Origin of the sequence: Novosphingobium sp. (assembly GCF_019748365.1) — a bacterium.
Lineage (GTDB): Bacteria > Pseudomonadota > Alphaproteobacteria > Sphingomonadales > Sphingomonadaceae > Novosphingobium.
On sequence record NZ_JAIEPN010000034.1, the window covers coordinates 1 to 14,910 of the forward strand.

General features: G+C 67.0%; 17 protein-coding genes. 11 read left to right on the forward strand and 6 right to left on the reverse strand.

Translation table 11 applies throughout. The features are described 5' to 3' along the window. Positions 1-34 precede the first annotated feature (34 nt). Positions 35-1,099: a heat-inducible transcriptional repressor HrcA gene (gene hrcA / locus K5Q19_RS04610; protein WP_292941678.1), complete on the reverse strand. Its 1,065-nt coding sequence runs from the start codon at positions 1,097-1,099 to the stop codon at positions 35-37. A 128-nt stretch (positions 1,100-1,227) separates the two neighbouring features. On the opposite strand from hrcA, the gene rph reads away from it, so the two are divergent. Both rph and rdgB read left to right on the forward strand, forming a co-directional pair. After that, a complete protein-coding gene (rph, locus tag K5Q19_RS04615; protein ID WP_292941679.1) occupies positions 1,228-1,944 on the forward strand; it encodes a ribonuclease PH in 717 nt (238 codons plus the stop codon). Positions 1,945-2,062: 118 nt separating this feature from the next. Beyond that, entirely contained in the window at positions 2,063-2,692 is a 630-nt protein-coding gene (gene rdgB, locus K5Q19_RS04620) for an RdgB/HAM1 family non-canonical purine NTP pyrophosphatase (RefSeq protein ID WP_292941681.1), read from the forward strand. On the opposite strand, the gene K5Q19_RS04625 is transcribed toward rdgB, so the two are convergent. Then, complete coding sequence (locus K5Q19_RS04625; protein WP_292941683.1) at positions 2,637-3,272, reverse strand: CAP domain-containing protein; 636 nt, start codon at positions 3,270-3,272, stop codon at positions 2,637-2,639. The genes rdgB and K5Q19_RS04625 overlap by 56 nt on opposite strands. 62 nt (positions 3,273-3,334) lie before the next feature. Between K5Q19_RS04625 and hemW the strand changes: the two genes are divergently transcribed. Next, the gene (gene hemW / locus K5Q19_RS04630) at positions 3,335-4,486 is read left to right on the forward strand and encodes a radical SAM family heme chaperone HemW (RefSeq protein WP_292941685.1); all 1,152 of its coding nucleotides are present in this window, start codon (positions 3,335-3,337) and stop codon (positions 4,484-4,486) included. Beyond that, on the forward strand, positions 4,483-5,376 hold the full coding sequence (locus K5Q19_RS04635) for a tyrosine recombinase XerC (RefSeq protein ID WP_292941687.1): 894 nt from the start codon (positions 4,483-4,485) through the stop codon (positions 5,374-5,376). The genes hemW and K5Q19_RS04635 overlap by 4 nt, the downstream gene beginning before the upstream one ends. A 9-nt stretch (positions 5,377-5,385) precedes the next feature. Here K5Q19_RS04635 and K5Q19_RS04640 read toward each other — a convergent pair whose 3' ends face one another. The 3 genes from K5Q19_RS04640 to K5Q19_RS04650 all read right to left on the reverse strand — a co-directional run bounded on the left by K5Q19_RS04640 (position 5,386) and on the right by K5Q19_RS04650 (position 7,920). After that, positions 5,386-6,708, reverse strand: a complete 1,323-nt coding sequence (locus tag K5Q19_RS04640; protein WP_292941761.1) for a HAMP domain-containing sensor histidine kinase — start codon at positions 6,706-6,708, stop codon at positions 5,386-5,388. 116 nt (positions 6,709-6,824) lie between these two features. Further along, positions 6,825-7,502 carry a response regulator transcription factor gene (locus tag K5Q19_RS04645; RefSeq protein WP_054121216.1) on the reverse strand — a complete coding sequence of 226 codons (678 nt, stop codon included), beginning with the start codon at positions 7,500-7,502 and terminating at the stop codon, positions 6,825-6,827. Between the two features lie 115 nt (positions 7,503-7,617). Next, on the reverse strand, positions 7,618-7,920 hold the full coding sequence (locus K5Q19_RS04650) for a hypothetical protein (protein ID WP_292941690.1): 303 nt from the start codon (positions 7,918-7,920) through the stop codon (positions 7,618-7,620). Between the two features lie 175 nt (positions 7,921-8,095). Between K5Q19_RS04650 and K5Q19_RS04655 the strand changes: the two genes are divergently transcribed. Genes K5Q19_RS04655 through K5Q19_RS04675 form a run of 5 tightly spaced genes read left to right on the forward strand, consistent with a single transcriptional unit; the run spans position 8,096 to position 12,480 of the window. Continuing rightward, positions 8,096-9,886 (forward strand): ABC-F family ATP-binding cassette domain-containing protein, encoded by a 1,791-nt coding sequence (locus K5Q19_RS04655; protein WP_292941692.1) that lies wholly within the window; start codon positions 8,096-8,098, stop codon positions 9,884-9,886. 1 nt (position 9,887) lies between these two features. Next, entirely contained in the window at positions 9,888-10,097 is a 210-nt protein-coding gene (locus K5Q19_RS04660; RefSeq protein ID WP_292941694.1) for a hypothetical protein, read from the forward strand. Between the two features lie 28 nt (positions 10,098-10,125). Next, the gene (locus K5Q19_RS04665; protein ID WP_292941696.1) at positions 10,126-10,848 is read left to right on the forward strand and encodes a prolipoprotein diacylglyceryl transferase family protein; all 723 of its coding nucleotides are present in this window, start codon (positions 10,126-10,128) and stop codon (positions 10,846-10,848) included. Then, positions 10,820-12,244: a radical SAM protein gene (locus tag K5Q19_RS04670; RefSeq protein ID WP_292941698.1), complete on the forward strand. Its 1,425-nt coding sequence runs from the start codon at positions 10,820-10,822 to the stop codon at positions 12,242-12,244. The genes K5Q19_RS04665 and K5Q19_RS04670 overlap by 29 nt, the downstream gene beginning before the upstream one ends. Then, the gene (locus K5Q19_RS04675) at positions 12,241-12,480 is read left to right on the forward strand and encodes a hypothetical protein (protein ID WP_292941700.1); all 240 of its coding nucleotides are present in this window, start codon (positions 12,241-12,243) and stop codon (positions 12,478-12,480) included. The genes K5Q19_RS04670 and K5Q19_RS04675 overlap by 4 nt, the downstream gene beginning before the upstream one ends. 7 nt (positions 12,481-12,487) lie before the next feature. Here K5Q19_RS04675 and K5Q19_RS04680 read toward each other — a convergent pair whose 3' ends face one another. After that, positions 12,488-12,985 carry a DUF6456 domain-containing protein gene (locus tag K5Q19_RS04680; protein ID WP_292941702.1) on the reverse strand — a complete coding sequence of 166 codons (498 nt, stop codon included), beginning with the start codon at positions 12,983-12,985 and terminating at the stop codon, positions 12,488-12,490. Between the two features lie 134 nt (positions 12,986-13,119). On the opposite strand from K5Q19_RS04680, the gene K5Q19_RS04685 reads away from it, so the two are divergent. After that, positions 13,120-13,689: a helix-turn-helix transcriptional regulator gene (locus tag K5Q19_RS04685; RefSeq protein WP_292941704.1), complete on the forward strand. Its 570-nt coding sequence runs from the start codon at positions 13,120-13,122 to the stop codon at positions 13,687-13,689. Positions 13,690-13,706: 17 nt separating this feature from the next. After that, complete coding sequence (locus K5Q19_RS04690) at positions 13,707-14,909, forward strand: glycosyltransferase (RefSeq protein ID WP_292941706.1); 1,203 nt, start codon at positions 13,707-13,709, stop codon at positions 14,907-14,909. The last annotated feature ends 1 nt before the right edge of the window (position 14,910 follow it).

The window sequence follows — 14,910 nt, forward strand, 5'->3', positions numbered from 1 at the left end:
ACTTCGGCATCCTGCGGGCGCGTGTCGTTCTCAGTCATTTTCTACCAAATCCGTCCTGGGTGATGATCCTGCTCAAGGATTGAGCCGTGAAATCAACCATGGGGACAACCCGCGCATAATTCAACCGCGTCGGACCGATAACGCCCACTACGCCGACCACGCGCCCCTCCCCGTCGCGCCAGGGCGAGGCGATCACCGAAGAGCCGGACAGCGAGAACAGCCGGTTCTCGCTGCCGATGAAGATGCGCGCGCTGTCTGCCTCGCGTGCAGCATCGAGCACGCCCGCGATGGCTTCAGCGCTTTCGAGTTCATCGAGCAGCTGCCGCACTCTCTCGATATCGCCGAGCGCCGCCTCGTCGAGCAGGTTCGCCTGCCCTCGCACCACCAGTACCGGCCGCTGTGCCGCATCGCGGCTCCACACCGCCAGCCCGCGCTCGACCAGCGCCGCGCTCGCCGTATCGAGCGCCGAGCGCCCGCTGGCAATCTCGGCGCGGATCGCCTGCAAGGCATCGGCGAGCGTGCGCCCGGCCATGCGCGCGGTGAGGTAATTGCCCGCCTGCTCCAGCGTGGAGGCGCTGGCCGCGCCGGGCAGATCGATCACCCGGTTCTCAACGCTGCCGTCATCCCCCACCAGCACGACCAGCGCGCGGCCCTGACCCAGCGGCACGAAGGAAATCTGCGCCAGCCGCATTTCCCGGCGCGGCACCATGACCACGCCCGCCGCCGCCGAAAGATCGGAGAGCGCCGAACTCGCCGCCGCAAGCGCTGCCTCGATCGTCCCGCCTTCGGCCAGCCCGCGCTCGATCTGTGCGCGATCGGCTGCCGAAGGTTCGGCCACTTGCATGATCCCGTCGACAAACAGCCTGAGGCCCACCTGGGTCGGCATCCGCCCCGCGCTGGTATGTGGCGCGGCGAGCAGCCCGGCATCCTGCAATTCCTGCAGCACCGAGCGGATCGAGGCGGGCGAAAGCGCCACCGCCCCGCTCCCTGCCAACGTACGTGAGCCGACGGGATGGCCGCTGGCGATATAGCCTTCCACCACCAGCCGGAAGATTTCGCGGGCGCGCGCCGAAAGTTCAGTCAGACCGGGTCCTGCCATGCCCGATATCTAGGGCAGTTTTCCGGCCCTTGAAAGGTGTCGGCGCCCCCGTCTTTTCGTGAGGTTGGGCCTTCCCTTCCGCTCCCGGCGGGCTAAAGGCAGCGGAAACGCCAGACAAAGGAATTCCCATGCGACCCTCAGGCCGCGCCGCAGATGAAATGCGCGCCATCACGATCGAGACCGGTTTCACCAAGCACGCCGAAGGCTCGGTGCTGATCGGCTTTGGCGATACAAAGGTGCTCGTCACCGCCTCGGTCGAAGAGCGCGTGCCGCCGTTCATGCGCGGCAAGGGCGAAGGCTGGGTCACGGCGGAATACTCGATGCTTCCCCGCGCCACCCACACGCGCGGCAGCCGCGAGGCGGCCAAGGGCAAGCAATCGGGCCGCACGCAGGAAATCCAGCGCCTGATCGGTCGTTCGTTGCGCGCTGTGACGGACCTCAAGAAGCTCGGCGAGCGGCAGATCACTTTGGACTGCGACGTCATCCAGGCCGACGGCGGCACCCGCACCGCCTCGATCTCGGGCGCGTGGATCGCACTGCGCTTGGCCGTGCAGAAGCTGATGGACGCAGGCGCGATCACCGAAGACCCGCTCACCCGCAAGGTCGCCGCGATTTCCTGCGGCATCCATCAGGGCACTCCGGTGCTCGATCTCGACTATATCGAGGACAGCTCGGCCGATGCCGATGCCAACTTCGTGCTGATCGAAGGCGGCCATATCGCCGAAGTGCAGGCAACGGCGGAAGGCGCGACCTATGACGAGGAAGGCCTGCTGCGCCTCCTGCGCCTTGCCCGCATCGGCTGCGCCGAAATCTTCGCCGCACAGGCCCGCGCCGTCGGCCAGTGACCTTTCCATACCACCCTTCGTCATCCCCGCGCAGGCGGGGATCCAGAGCGGCAGGCGCTGCGTCTGAGGCTCTGGATTCCCGCCTGCGCGGGAATGACGAGGCAGTGGGGGCAAGGCCGTGACCCGTCTGCTCCCCCCCGGCAAGCTCGTCATCGCCACGCACAATGCGGGCAAGCTGCGCGAGATCCGGGCGCTGCTGGAGCCTTACGGGATGGACTGCCTCTCGGCGGGCGAACTGGGTCTCCCCGAACCCGCCGAGACCGGCACGACTTTCTCCGAGAATGCGCTGATCAAGGCCCATGCCTCGGCCAGCGCTTCGGGCCTTCCCGCGCTTGCCGATGATTCCGGCCTTTGCGTCACCGCGCTTGGCGGGGCGCCGGGCGTCTACACTGCCGATTGGGCCGAAGCCGCGCCTTACGAAGGCGGTCCGGGCCGTGACTGGTACATGGCGATGGGCAAGGTCGAGGGCAAACTCGCCGAGCTCGGCCCTGACACCCCGCGGACGTGCTGGTTTGCCTGCGTCCTCGCGCTCGCCTGGCCGGATGGCCGCGAGGCAGTGTTCGAAGGCCGCGCCAAGGGCTCGCTAACCTGGCCGCCCCGCGGGACGATGGGCTTCGGCTACGATCCGGTCTTCGTTCCCTTAGGCGATACGCGCACCTTCGCCGAGCTGGACCCGGCTGAAAAGCATCGCATCAGCCACCGCGCCGACGCTTTTTCGAAGCTGGTTTCGTCGGCTTTGTCGGACTGACCGCCGCCGGAGTGGCTGGCGCGGCCGTGGCCGGAGCGGCAGCCGCCTTGTAGTCGTAGACTTGCTGGCCGATGATATTGCCCGCAGGCCAGTAGCGGCAGACCAGATAATCGCTCTGCCGGTTGCTGACGATCGCGCAGCCCACTTCGCGCGTATCCTTCCACACGATCTGCGTATAGTGCCCCACGTCTTCCCAGCGCCCGGTGGTCGAGACATCGGGGAATTTGCGGCGCTTGAAGAGCTTGCCCTCGTCGATGAGGGAACCGATCATTTCCTCGGGGGTGCAATCATCCTTCGAGCCGGTCCAGAGGTTTTCCCCTTCCCCGCCATCGGCCCCCACCGGCGCGTGCTCGAACATGTCGGACACGGCGAGCGTCTGCGCCCACTTCCTGGCATGATCCGCCAGCTTCGCACTCCAGACGAGCGGCTTCATCCGCAACCGCACACGCTCGGCATTCTGGGCCGCGAGCAGCCGTGGCGCCACCGTCTCGATCGGCGTGACGGTCACCTGCGCCGCCGCTGGCTGCGCTGCCAGCAGGGCGACAAGCATCACGGTCCAACGCACTCGAATGCCCTGCATATGCGCTTTCCCCATGCCTTTCGCCCTTGACTTTATCCGCCCGACTCAGGCTGGAAAGACCCATGGCCTTCGCCCTTTATATCCACTGGCCATTCTGCCTCGCCAAGTGCCCTTATTGCGACTTTAACAGCCATGTCCGAGAGGGCATCGACCTGGGCGAATGGCAGCAGGCGCTGCTGGCCGACATGGCGCACGAGGCAGCGCTGACGGGTGGGCGCGAGCTTTCATCGATCTTCTTCGGCGGCGGCACGCCTTCGCTGATGGCACCTTCGCTGGTGGCGACGCTGATCGAAGCCGCAAGCCGCCACTGGCGCTTCGCTGAGGGCATCGAGATCACGCTGGAGGCCAATCCCTCCTCGGTCGAGGCGGCAAACTTCGCCAGCCTTGCCAACGCCGGCATCAACCGCGTTTCGCTCGGCCTGCAGGCGCTTGACGATGCTGCGCTGCTGTTCCTCGGCCGGCTCCACAATGCCGCCGAGGGTCTTGCCGCGCTCGATGTGGCGCAGCGCCACTTTGGCCGGGTCAGCTTCGATCTGATTTACGCCCGGCCCGATCACACGCCGCAGCTGTGGGAGGCCGAACTGGCCCGCGCACTCTCGTTCGGCACGGGCCACCTCTCACTCTACCAGCTGACGATCGAACCCGGCACGCGCTTTGCCACGCTGGTGCGCGAGGGCAGGTTCACCCCGCTGGATGATGACATGGCGGGCGATCTCTTCGCTCTCACGCGCGAGATGACGAGCGCCGCCGGCCTCCCCGCCTACGAGATCAGCAACCACGCCCGCCCGGGCGAGGAAAGCCGCCACAACCTCGTCTATTGGCGCTATCAAGACTACGCCGGGATCGGCCCCGGCGCCCATGGTCGGCGCGGCGGATTTGCGACGGTGCGCCACCGCAAGCCGGAGAACTTCCTCAAGGCCGTCAGCGCCCAGCACCACGGCATCGCCGATATCCGCGAACTCGGCATGCGCGAACAGGCCGCCGAAGCGCTGCTGATGGGCCTGCGGCTTGCCGAAGGGATTGCGCCTGCCGCGCTCGCCCGGCGCTTCGGCCTTGCCGAAACCGATCTGATCGATCCCGCCAAGCGCGCGTTCTACACCGCACAGGGCCTGCTCAGCACGCGAGCCGACCGCCTTATCGTGACCGATGCGGGCATGCCGCTGCTCGATGGCCTGCTCGGTGAACTCGTCCCCGCCGGGCTTGTCGGGGCATGAGCGCCGCCGATTTGCTGGAAGCCTGGGGCCAGCACCTCGCGCTCGCCCGCCGCCGCTCGCCGCACACCGTCCGCGCCTACGTCGCGACCGCCGCGCGCCTGCTTGCCGCGCTGCCGCAACCGCAGGATTGGCCAGCGCTCGCCAAGCTAGACGTTGGCGATGTGCGCACCCAGCTGGCCGCCCGCCGAGCCGATGGCATCGGCAACGTCTCCGCCGCGCGGGAGTTGTCCGCAATCAAGGCCTTCCTCGCCTTCGCCCGCACGCAGGCCGGTGGTGCGGACGCCCCGCCGCCCCGCCTGCGCGGCCCCCGGATCAAGAAGGGCCTGCCCCGCCCCGTCACCCCGGATGATGCAGTCAGCCTTGCCGCGATGGTCGAAAGCGAAGGCGCGGAAGCCTGGATCGGCGCGCGCGACCGGGCCGTGCTTCTTCTGCTCTACGGCGCGGGCCTGCGCATTGCCGAGGCGCTCTCGCTCACCGCCGCCGCGCTGCCGCTGGGAGACGCGCTTACCGTTACCGGCAAGGGCGGCCGCCAACGCGTCGTGCCGATCCTGCCCATCGTGAAGGCGGCGGTGGAGGACTATGCCGCCAAAGTCCCCTTCCCGCTCGCACGGAGCGAACCGCTGTTCCGCGGCGCCAAGGGCGGCCCGCTGGCCCAGGCGATGATCCAGCGCGCCGTCGCCCGCGCCCGCACCGTGCTGGGCCTGCCCGCAACGGCCACACCCCATGCCCTGCGCCACAGCTTCGCCACGCACCTCCTTGGCGCGGGTGCAGACCTTCGTAGCCTGCAGGAACTGCTCGGCCACGCCAGCCTGTCCTCGACTCAGATCTACACCAAGGTTGATGCGGCTACCCTGCTCGACGTGTACCGGAATGCGCATCCGCGCGCCTGAGGCTGACCTCTACTTCCCCGCCGACCTCGGCAACCGCAGCACCGCCATCAAGCCGCCCAGATCCTCGCTCTCGCCCAGCGTGATCGAACCGCCATAAAGCTCCGCGACATCGCGCACGATGGCGAGGCCCAGACCGGTCCCCGGCTTGCCCGTATCAAGCCGGGCACCGCGCGCGAAGAGTTTGTCCTTGGCCTCATCCGGGATGCCCATCCCGTCGTCCTCGATCCAGATCTCGCAGGTCTTCGGATCGTCCGGCACCGCATCGATCGTGACGAAGACCGAACCGCCGCCATACTTGGCCGCATTCTCGATCAGGTTGCCGAGGATTTCATCGAGGTCCTGCCGCTCGATCGCGACGCTGGCCTCGCGGTTGCCGTCCATGTCGAAGCGCACATTGGGATAGAGCCGCACCACCGCGCGCTCCACCGCCTCCGCGCTTTCGCCCACGCTGGCGCGCGAAAGTCCGGTGGCGCGGCGGCCGACGGCGCGGGCGCGCGCAAGGTGATGATCGACCTGCCGGCGCATCACCGCCGCTTCCCGGATCACCGTATCGGAGAGGTCATCGGCCTTCGCCGTCGCCGCGTTCATCACCACCGTCAGCGGCGTTTTCAGCGCATGCGCAAGGTTGCCGGCATGCGTGCGGGCTTCCTCCGCCTGCCGCTCCGAGTGGGCGAGCAGCGCGTTGATTTCCTCGACCAGCGGCTGGACTTCCAGCGGCAGCGGCTCGTCCACCCGCCGCGCCTGCCCTTCGCGCATGTCGGCAATCGCGCGGCGCACGCGGCGCAAGGGGCCGAGGCCGTAGTAGGTCTGCAGTGCTGCCATCGTGATCAGGCCAAGCGCCAGCACCACGAACGACCAGATCAGGATCGCCCGGATGCGCCGGATCTGCGCATCGAGATCGCCGCGGCTGGCGGCCACTGCGAACTGCCACTTGATCGGGCTCCCCGGCAGGATCACCGAGCGTTCGATGATGCGCAGCCGCTCCTCGCCGAACTGTTCGCTGTCGTAGACATGGGGGGCGCCATCGAAGTGATCGCCTCTGAGCTTCAGCGTGCGGTCCCACAGCGAGCGGGAGGGGAAATCCTCGTGGCCCTGGCCGCTGATCTGCCAGTAGAGGCCGCTGTTGGGCTCAAGAAACCGCTGATCACCCAGCGCACGGTTGAAGAACACTTCGCCGTCCGGCCCGATTTCCGCCGAACCGACCATGGCCGTCAGCATGTAGCCCAGCTGGTCATCGAAATTGCGCGTGGCAAGGCCGGTCATCGTCCGGTCGAGCGCAAGACCGCCGCCGAGCAGCAGAACCGAAATCCACGCCACCGCAATCAGCAGCATGCGCCGCGAAAGCGAGCCCGTGTGCGGCGCGGTGGCTGGCTGCGCGTCAGGTACTGCGGCGTCGGTTTCCCCGGGGGCGATCACGCTGTGCTCCACGCCGTGCGCGCCGCGTCCGCTCAGCCGCGCCCGCCCTGCGCCGGGTCGTCGAGGCTGTAGCCCAGCCCGCGGATCGTGGTGATCACGTCAGGCCCCAGCTTCTTGCGGATGCGCGTGACGAACACTTCGATCGTGTTGGAATCGCGGTCGAAGTCCTGATCGTAGATATGTTCGATCAGCTCGGTGCGGCTCACCACCTTGCCCTTGTGGTGGAGCAGGTAGGAGAGCAGCTTGTACTCCTGCGCCGTCAGCTTAACCGGCTCGCCATCCAGCGTCACCCGGCCCGAACGCGTATCGAGCCGCACGCCGCCCGCGATCAGCTCCGACGAGGAATTGCCCGAAGCGCGGCGGATCAGCGCGCGCAGGCGGGCGATCAGTTCCTCGCTCTGGAAAGGCTTGGCGAGATAGTCGTCAGCACCCGCATCGAGCCCGGCCACCTTGTCGGACCAGCTGTCACGCGCGGTCAGCACCAGCACCGGGAACTTGCGGCCTTCCTTGCGCCACATGCCGAGCACCGTCAGCCCGTCGATCTCGGGAAGGCCCAGATCAAGGATCACCGCATCGTAATCCTCGGTCGAGCCCATGAAGTGCCCGTCCTCGCCATCGACCGAAAGATCGACAGCATAGCCGTTCGCCTCGAGCGTGGACTTGAGCTGCTTGCCGAGGGTCGGTTCATCCTCGACGATCAGAATGCGCATTGCTTGCCCCTTGCTGCGCCCGCTGCGGGCGGGACCACTATTCGCCCCAAGTGATGGAGCGCCAAACCTGAACGGTCAAGGAACAGCCCGTTTTGCTTGCCGCAAGACTTGGGAATCAGTGCGATTCGCCCAGTATCTGCCCGGTCCGCGCATCGACATCGACAAACACCACGCGCCCGTCCTGAATGAACTTCAGGCGATAGGCCATCGCGGTCGGATCGTATTCGGGGCCGAGGTACTGCATGCCGCGCTTCGTTGGCAGCACGCGCGCCTCGATCTCGCGCAGTGAACGCACGTTGCCGTTGCGCAAGTCCAGCCGCGCCTCGCGCTGTTCGTCGGCACGGCGCTGCTGCGCATCGGCCGCGGGGGCAATCGAGACGAGGAGGCCAAGGGCGAGAATTGCAGATGTCCAACGCATGATGCGAAGCGGCATAGCCTGAGGCCTTTGAATAGCTTGTGAACGTGCGGGAAGTCAGATGACCCATACCCCGCTCCCCTGAGCATGCACTATGGCAGATCATGTGGCCGAGTGCCAAGCCATCCCCTGCAGATACTGGACCTTCCCGCCCGCCCCGGCTAAGCGCCGCTCCATCATGGCAGCAGCACCGATCCTCAGCTGGGAAGGCCTTGGCCTCAACCAGGGCACAAGCTGGCTGTTCAAGGACCTCGACATCCAGATCGGCCCGCGCGACCGGCTCGCGCTCATCGGCCGCAATGGCGCAGGCAAGACCACGCTTCTGAAGCTCATCGCGGGCACGATCGATGCGGACAAGGGCACCCGCTCGGTCCAGCCCGGCACGCGCGTCGTCACGCTGGAGCAGGACCCGTTCTTCACCGGCTATGAAACCCTGATGGACTTCGCGCTTTCGGGCAAGGACGCCCCGCCGCGTCACGAAGTCGAATCCATCGCAGGCCAGCTCGGCATCGATCTCTCCCGCAAGGCAGACAGCGCCTCGGGCGGTGAACGCCGCCGCGCCGCCCTCGCCCGCGCGCTTGCCAGCGAGCCCGATCTGCTGCTGCTGGATGAACCGACCAACCACCTCGATCTTGCCGCGATCGAGTGGCTCGAAAGCTGGCTCCAGCGCTACACCGGCGCCTTCGTCGTCATCAGCCACGACCGCACCTTCCTCGAACGCCTGACCAAGGCGACGCTCTGGCTGGACCGCGGCGCGATCCGCCGCCGCGAGATCGGCTTCGGCGGCTACGAAGCGTGGATGGAAGCGGTCTACGCCGAAGAGGCCCGCGCCGCCGACAAGCTCGACGCCAAGCTCAAGATCGAAGCCCACTGGCTGGAACGCGGCGTCACCGCGCGGCGCAAGCGCAACATGGGCCGCCTCGAAAAGCTCTGGGAAATGCGCGCCACCCGCGCCGCGATGATGAGCCCGCAGGGCACCGCCAAGATCAGCCTCGGCAGCGACGATGCCAAGAGCAAGGCCGTCATCGTCGCCGACAAGATCACCAAGCGCTTTGGCGAACGGGTGATCGTCAAGGACTTCAGCTTGCGCATCATGCGCAAGGACCGCATCGGCCTCGTCGGCGCGAATGGCGCAGGCAAGACGACGCTGCTCAAGCTTCTCACCGGTGAGCTTGAACCCGACAGCGGCACCGTCACCCTCGCCAAGACGCTCACCCCCGTCATCATCGACCAGCAGCGCAGCCTGATGGCACCCGACAAGCGCATCCGCGACGTCCTCGCCGAAGGCAGCGACTGGATCGACGTGCAGGGTGTGCGCAAGCACATCCACGGCTACCTCAAGGAATTCCTGTTCGATCCCGGCATGGTCGAGGCCCGCGTCGGCACGCTTTCGGGTGGCGAACGTTCGCGCCTGCTCCTCGCCCGCGAATTCGCCCGCCCTTCCAGCCTCCTCGTGCTCGACGAGCCGACCAACGACCTCGATCTCGAAACGCTCGACCTCCTGCAGGAAGTGATTTCGGACTACGAGGGCACCGTCCTCATCGTCAGCCACGACCGCGATTTCCTCGACCGGACCGTGACGATCACGCTCGGCATGGACGGCTCGGGCAAAGTCGATATCGTCGCGGGCGGCTATGCCGACTGGGAGAAGCAGCGCAAACAGCGGCTGGCGGGCAAGCCCGTGGCGCGCGAAACGGCAGAAAAACACGCCGCCGCGCCCCCGCCGCCCCCGCCCAAGAAGGCCAAGCTCACTTACAGGGACCAGCGCGACTACGAGCTGCTCCCGGACCGCATCGCCGAGTTGGAAGCTCTGATCGCGTGCGATGAGGCGGCGCTGGCCGACCCCGAACTCTATACCAAGAACCCCACCCGCTTCGCCGCCCTTACCGCAGCGCTAGACAAGGCCCGCGCCGAGAAGGACGCAGCAGAAGAGCGCTGGCTGGAATTGGCGGAGATGGTGGAGGGATGAGATGGAACGCGAAACAGCCAGTCAGCTTCTGGCCGCGGTATATGCGTTGGATGCCGGATTCGGCGACATTGACGCGGCGATCTCAAAGCTGACGGATGAACAGGAGCGTCAGCGGTATGCTCGCGCTCTGGGGGATATCTTCCTCATTTTGTTCGACTCGTTCATCCTGCCAATTGAGAACGAGCATCCCGAACTCGCAGTCCGCGAATGAACGCGTGCAAATTGCTGAGTTACAACCCGTGATCCACATCCCCACTTCCCCCTCGTTCCACTATCTCGGCGATCTCTCGGCCTGGCTGATCGCCTTTCTCGGCGCGCGGTGGGTCTATCGGCAGCGCCGCGCGAGCGTCGAAACCCTCGCCCGGCAGACCGCGCCGGACTACTTCATCAGCCTCGCGCTGGGCGGCGCGGCGGGGGCGTGGCTGCTGGGGTCGATCAACACCCTTCAGGATGCAAGGCCAGTGCTCTCGCACTCGGTCGCGGGGGCGCTGGCTGGGGCAATCGTCGCGGTCGAAGTGTGGAAATGGGTGCGCGGGGTGCGCGGCTCCACCGGCGGTCCGTTCGTCATTCCGCTCACGCTCGGCATCATGGTCGGCCGCTGGGGCTGCCTCTTCGCAGGCCTCCCCGATCACACTTATGGCATCCCCACCAGCCTCCCCTGGGGCGTCGATCTCGGTGATGGCATCGCGCGCCATCCCGTACAGATCTACGAATCGCTCGCGATGCTGGCCTTTCTCCTCGTCTATTGGCGCGCCCTCACGCGCGAACGACAATGGGCCACGCGCCACGGCTTCCACGCTTTCGTGTTGTTCTACGCGGTGCAGCGATTTGCGTGGGAGTTCTTCAAGCCCTACCCAAAGATCGTCGGCCCGTTAAACGTGTTCAACTTGGCCATGATCGGATTGATTCTATATGCCCTCGTCTGGATCGCACGTGGAAACGACCGTCCTGCCGCCGCCTGAGCGCAAGGCGGCGCCCTACATCTTCCACAGCCAGACCACGAGCCTGTGCGAGACCTGCCTCGAACTCGTCCCCGCCAAAGTCATCATCGAAGCGGGCAGCGTCTACTACCTCAAGCGCTGCCCCGCCCACGGCGTCCAGAAAACGCTGATCAGCGACGATCTTGCCTATTGGCGCGGCCAGAAGGACTGGCTCAAGCCCGGCGACCGCCCGCTCACCGCGCAGACCCGCACCGAAGCAGGCTGCCCGTTCGATTGCGGCCTCTGCCCCGATCACGAACAGCACAGCTGCCTCGCCATCGTCGAGATCAACTCTGCCTGCAATCTCGCCTGCCCGGTCTGCTTCGCTGATGCCGAGAATGTCCATGGCGCCCATCTGCCGCTAAGCGTGATCGAAGGCATGCTCGATGCGCTCGTCGAAAGCGAGGGCGAGTCCGACCTTGTCCAGCTTTCCGGCGGCGAACCCACGATCCACCCGCAGTTCTTCGAAGTGCTCGATGCGGTAAAACGCCGCCCGATCCGCCACGTGATGATCAACACCAACGGCGTGCGCATCGCGCAGGACCCGGCCTTCGTCGAGCGCCTTGCCAGCTACGCCCCTCGCCTCGAAGTCTACCTCCAGTTCGACAGCCTGAACGACGAGGCGCTGGTCAACTTGCGCGGCGCCCGCCTCTCGCGCGTCCGCCAGGCCGCGCTCGAAGCGCTGGAACGGGTCGGCCTCTCGACCACGCTGGTCGCCGTGGTGAAGCGCGGGGTGAACGACGGCGAGATCGCAGATATCGTCAACCACGCACTCGAATGGAAATGCGTGCGCGGGGTCACCTTCCAGCCGGTGCAGGATGCCGGGCGCAACGAAGGCTTCGACGGCAAGGCCAACCGCATGCTGATCACCCAGATCCGGCGCGAGGTGGTAAAGGCCGGTGTCTTCGCGGCAGAGGACATGATCCCGCTGCCCTGCAATCCCGATCAGATCTGCATCGGCTACGGCCTGCGCGCGGGCCGCTCGGTCACCCCGATCACCTCGCTGCTCCCGCGCGAGGTGCTGCTCAATGGGCCCAACACGATCAGCTACGAGGCCTATCCCGCGCTGCGCGAGGCGATGCTGGACCTCTTCAGCCTCGCCACCACGCAGTGCAACACAGAGGAGAAGCTGGCGGGCGTACTATGCTGCCTGCCGCAGGCGCTGGTGCCGGAGGACCTCGGCTATGCCAACAGCTTCCGCGTCGTGATCCTGCAGTTCCTCGATCGCTACAACTTCGATCTGGCGACGGTGAAGCGCAGCTGCGTCCACTTCGTCACGCCCGATCGCCAGATCATCCCCTTCGATACCTACAACACCTTCTATCGTCCCGGTGCCGAGGGCGCGGCGGTGGTAGCGCGTGCAAGGAGGAAGCCATGAAGCGCCTGTTCGGCGGCCTGCTGCTGGCGGCCGGCATCCTGATCATGCTCACCAGCGGTCTTTGCACCGTGCTCGTGATCGGCATCGGCATGACCCAAGCCATGCGGGACCCCGGGATCCTCGGCGCGATCTATCTGCCGCTGATGGTGGGTGGCATCCCCTTCATGATCGGCTTCGGCCTCTACAAATGGGGACGCTCGCTCTTGCGACAGCCCGAAGATCACAACGTCTTCTGAACGCCCCTCACCGCACCCCGTAGAAACCAGCCACCCGGTCGAGCGCCAGTTCCAGCACCAGCTTGCCGCTACGCGCAGGCCAGGCCAGCGCCTTCTCTGCAGCCGGCACACCCTCGCCCGCGCAGACCACCCGCCAAAGGATATCCGCAAGGCCCGGGCCTGCTGCCGCGATGGCACCATCAAACCGGCGCCGCGCCGCAATCTGGCGTTCGCCGGGCGTCAGGTCTTTCTCGCCTCCGGCAATGCGCACCGGGTCCCATCGCATCGTCACCGACGGGGCAAGTTCGGCACGCTCCCAATCAGCGCGCAACCGCTCGCCAGCGGCAAACTGCCGGTCGTTCAAGTGGCCCCGCGCGTGCAGCCAGGTCAGTGGCGATTCGGCCAAATTGACCTTCACGCTGCGCACTGCCGCCTTCCCCGATCCGCCAGCGGAGCCGGGCCGCACCCCGTCCACCCGCCGCGGTCCCTCTTCCGTCAGTTCACGCTCGACCAGAACCTGCGCCATCGCGCCCTCCTCTTGAACAAATCAGGAACAATCGTTATCATGCCGGAGAGTGTTGTCTGTAGGAAAGCACAAAACTTGCCGCAGCGCACAAAAGCTGTAAAAGTCCGTAGGAGGCCCCCAAGAGAGCCCCTGACATGATCAACCGCATCCGCGATATCCGCCGTCAAAAGGGCCTCACCTTGGCCGATGTCGCCGCGCGCTGTGCGCCGCCGACAACTGCGCAGACCATCGGCCGGCTCGAAACGGGCATGCGCTCGCTTTCGCTCGGCTGGATGAACCGCATCGCCGCCGCACTCGATGTCGATCCGCAGCTGCTGGTAAAGGCCGAGGTCGATAGCGAACCGCAGATCATCGCCCGCCTCGCGGCAACTGGTGCGGAGGCGCTCACCAAGCCGATGTCGGCGGTGCTTCCGGTCGGTCCGGGCTCGGCCCAGCTCGTCGTGATGACGGTGGAGGCCAGCGCCGGTGAATACCGCGCTGGCGATCAGGTCTGGCTTAGGCAAGTTGGTCCGGAGGATTTCGGCCGCGCGCTCAACCGCGATGTGCTTGCCCCGCGCCCCGGCGGCCGCTTCGCCTTCGGCCGCATGATCGACCGCGACGGCGACCGCGTTGCGCTGCTGCCGCCCGGCGTCGGCCAGCGCCAGGTGGTGATCGATCACCCCGCCTGGATCGGCGTTGCCGAACTGCTCGTCCGCTCGCTCTGATATCCAGCCCATTGCCGGTGAAGCGCCGCCTGCTGTCGATTTCGACGTTGTACCCCGCCCCGACCCGCCCGGGCTTCGGCCGCTTTGTCGCGCGCCAGATGGAAACGCTCGCCGCGCGGGGCGATTGGGACGTGACCGTCATCAACCCGATCGGCCTACCCCCGCCGCCGCTGCGCGCGATGGGCCGCTACAAGCCGCTCGCGACGATTCCCCCGGTCGAAACCGGCGGGCGCGTCACGGTGCATCATCCCCGCTTCCTCCTCGTCCCCGGGCTCTCCGGCCGCTTCAATCCCTGGGCGATCACCCGCGCGGTCCTGCCGCTGGCGCGAAAGCTCCACCGGGAAACGCCGTTCGATCTCGTTGACGCGCAATTCTTCTATCCCGATGGCCCCGCCGCCGCCGATGTCGCCGCCGCGCTCGGCCTGCCGCATGCGATCAAGGCGCGCGGCTCGGACATCCATCTCTGGGGCGACCGCCCCGCCGCACTGCTCCAGATGCGCCGCGCAGCCCATAGCGCAGCGGCAGTGCTTGCCGTGTCTGGCGCCCTCGCGCGCGACATGGACGCGCTGGGCCTCGCCCCGCCCGGCGGGATCACCGTGCACTACACCGGCCTCGACCATGCGCGCTTTCAGCCGATGCCCCGCGCCGAGGCGCGCGCCCAGCTCGCCGCCAGCCTGCCAACGCTCGCCCTCCGCCCCGCCGACCGCCTTGCCGTCTGCGTCGGTGCGCTGATCACGATCAAGGGACAGGCCCTCGCGATCGAGGCGCTGACCAGCCTGCCCGGCGATATCCAGCTCGCGCTCGCCGGCACCGGCGCGGAGGAAGCCGCGCTGCGCGCCAAGGCCGCCGCGCACGGTGTTTCCAGCCGGGTGCACTTCCTCGGCGGCGTGGGTCATGAGACCCTGCCCGTGCTGCTCAGCGCCGCCGATGTCATGGTGCTGCCTTCCGAGCGCGAAGGCCTTGCCAATGCCTGGATCGAAGCGCTCGCCTGCGGCACGCCGCTCGTCATTCCGCCCGTGGGCGGCGCGCCCGAGGTGGTCAATTGCCCCGCCGCCGGCCGTCTCGCCGAACGAACCCCTGCCGCGATTGCCGCTGCCATTGCCGAGATACTGGCAGCTCCGCCCGCACCAGCAGAGGTCGCCGCCAGCGCCGCCCGCTTCAGCTGGGACGCGAACGCCGCTGCACTCGCGCAGATCTACGAAAAAGCCGCCAACCGCTAAC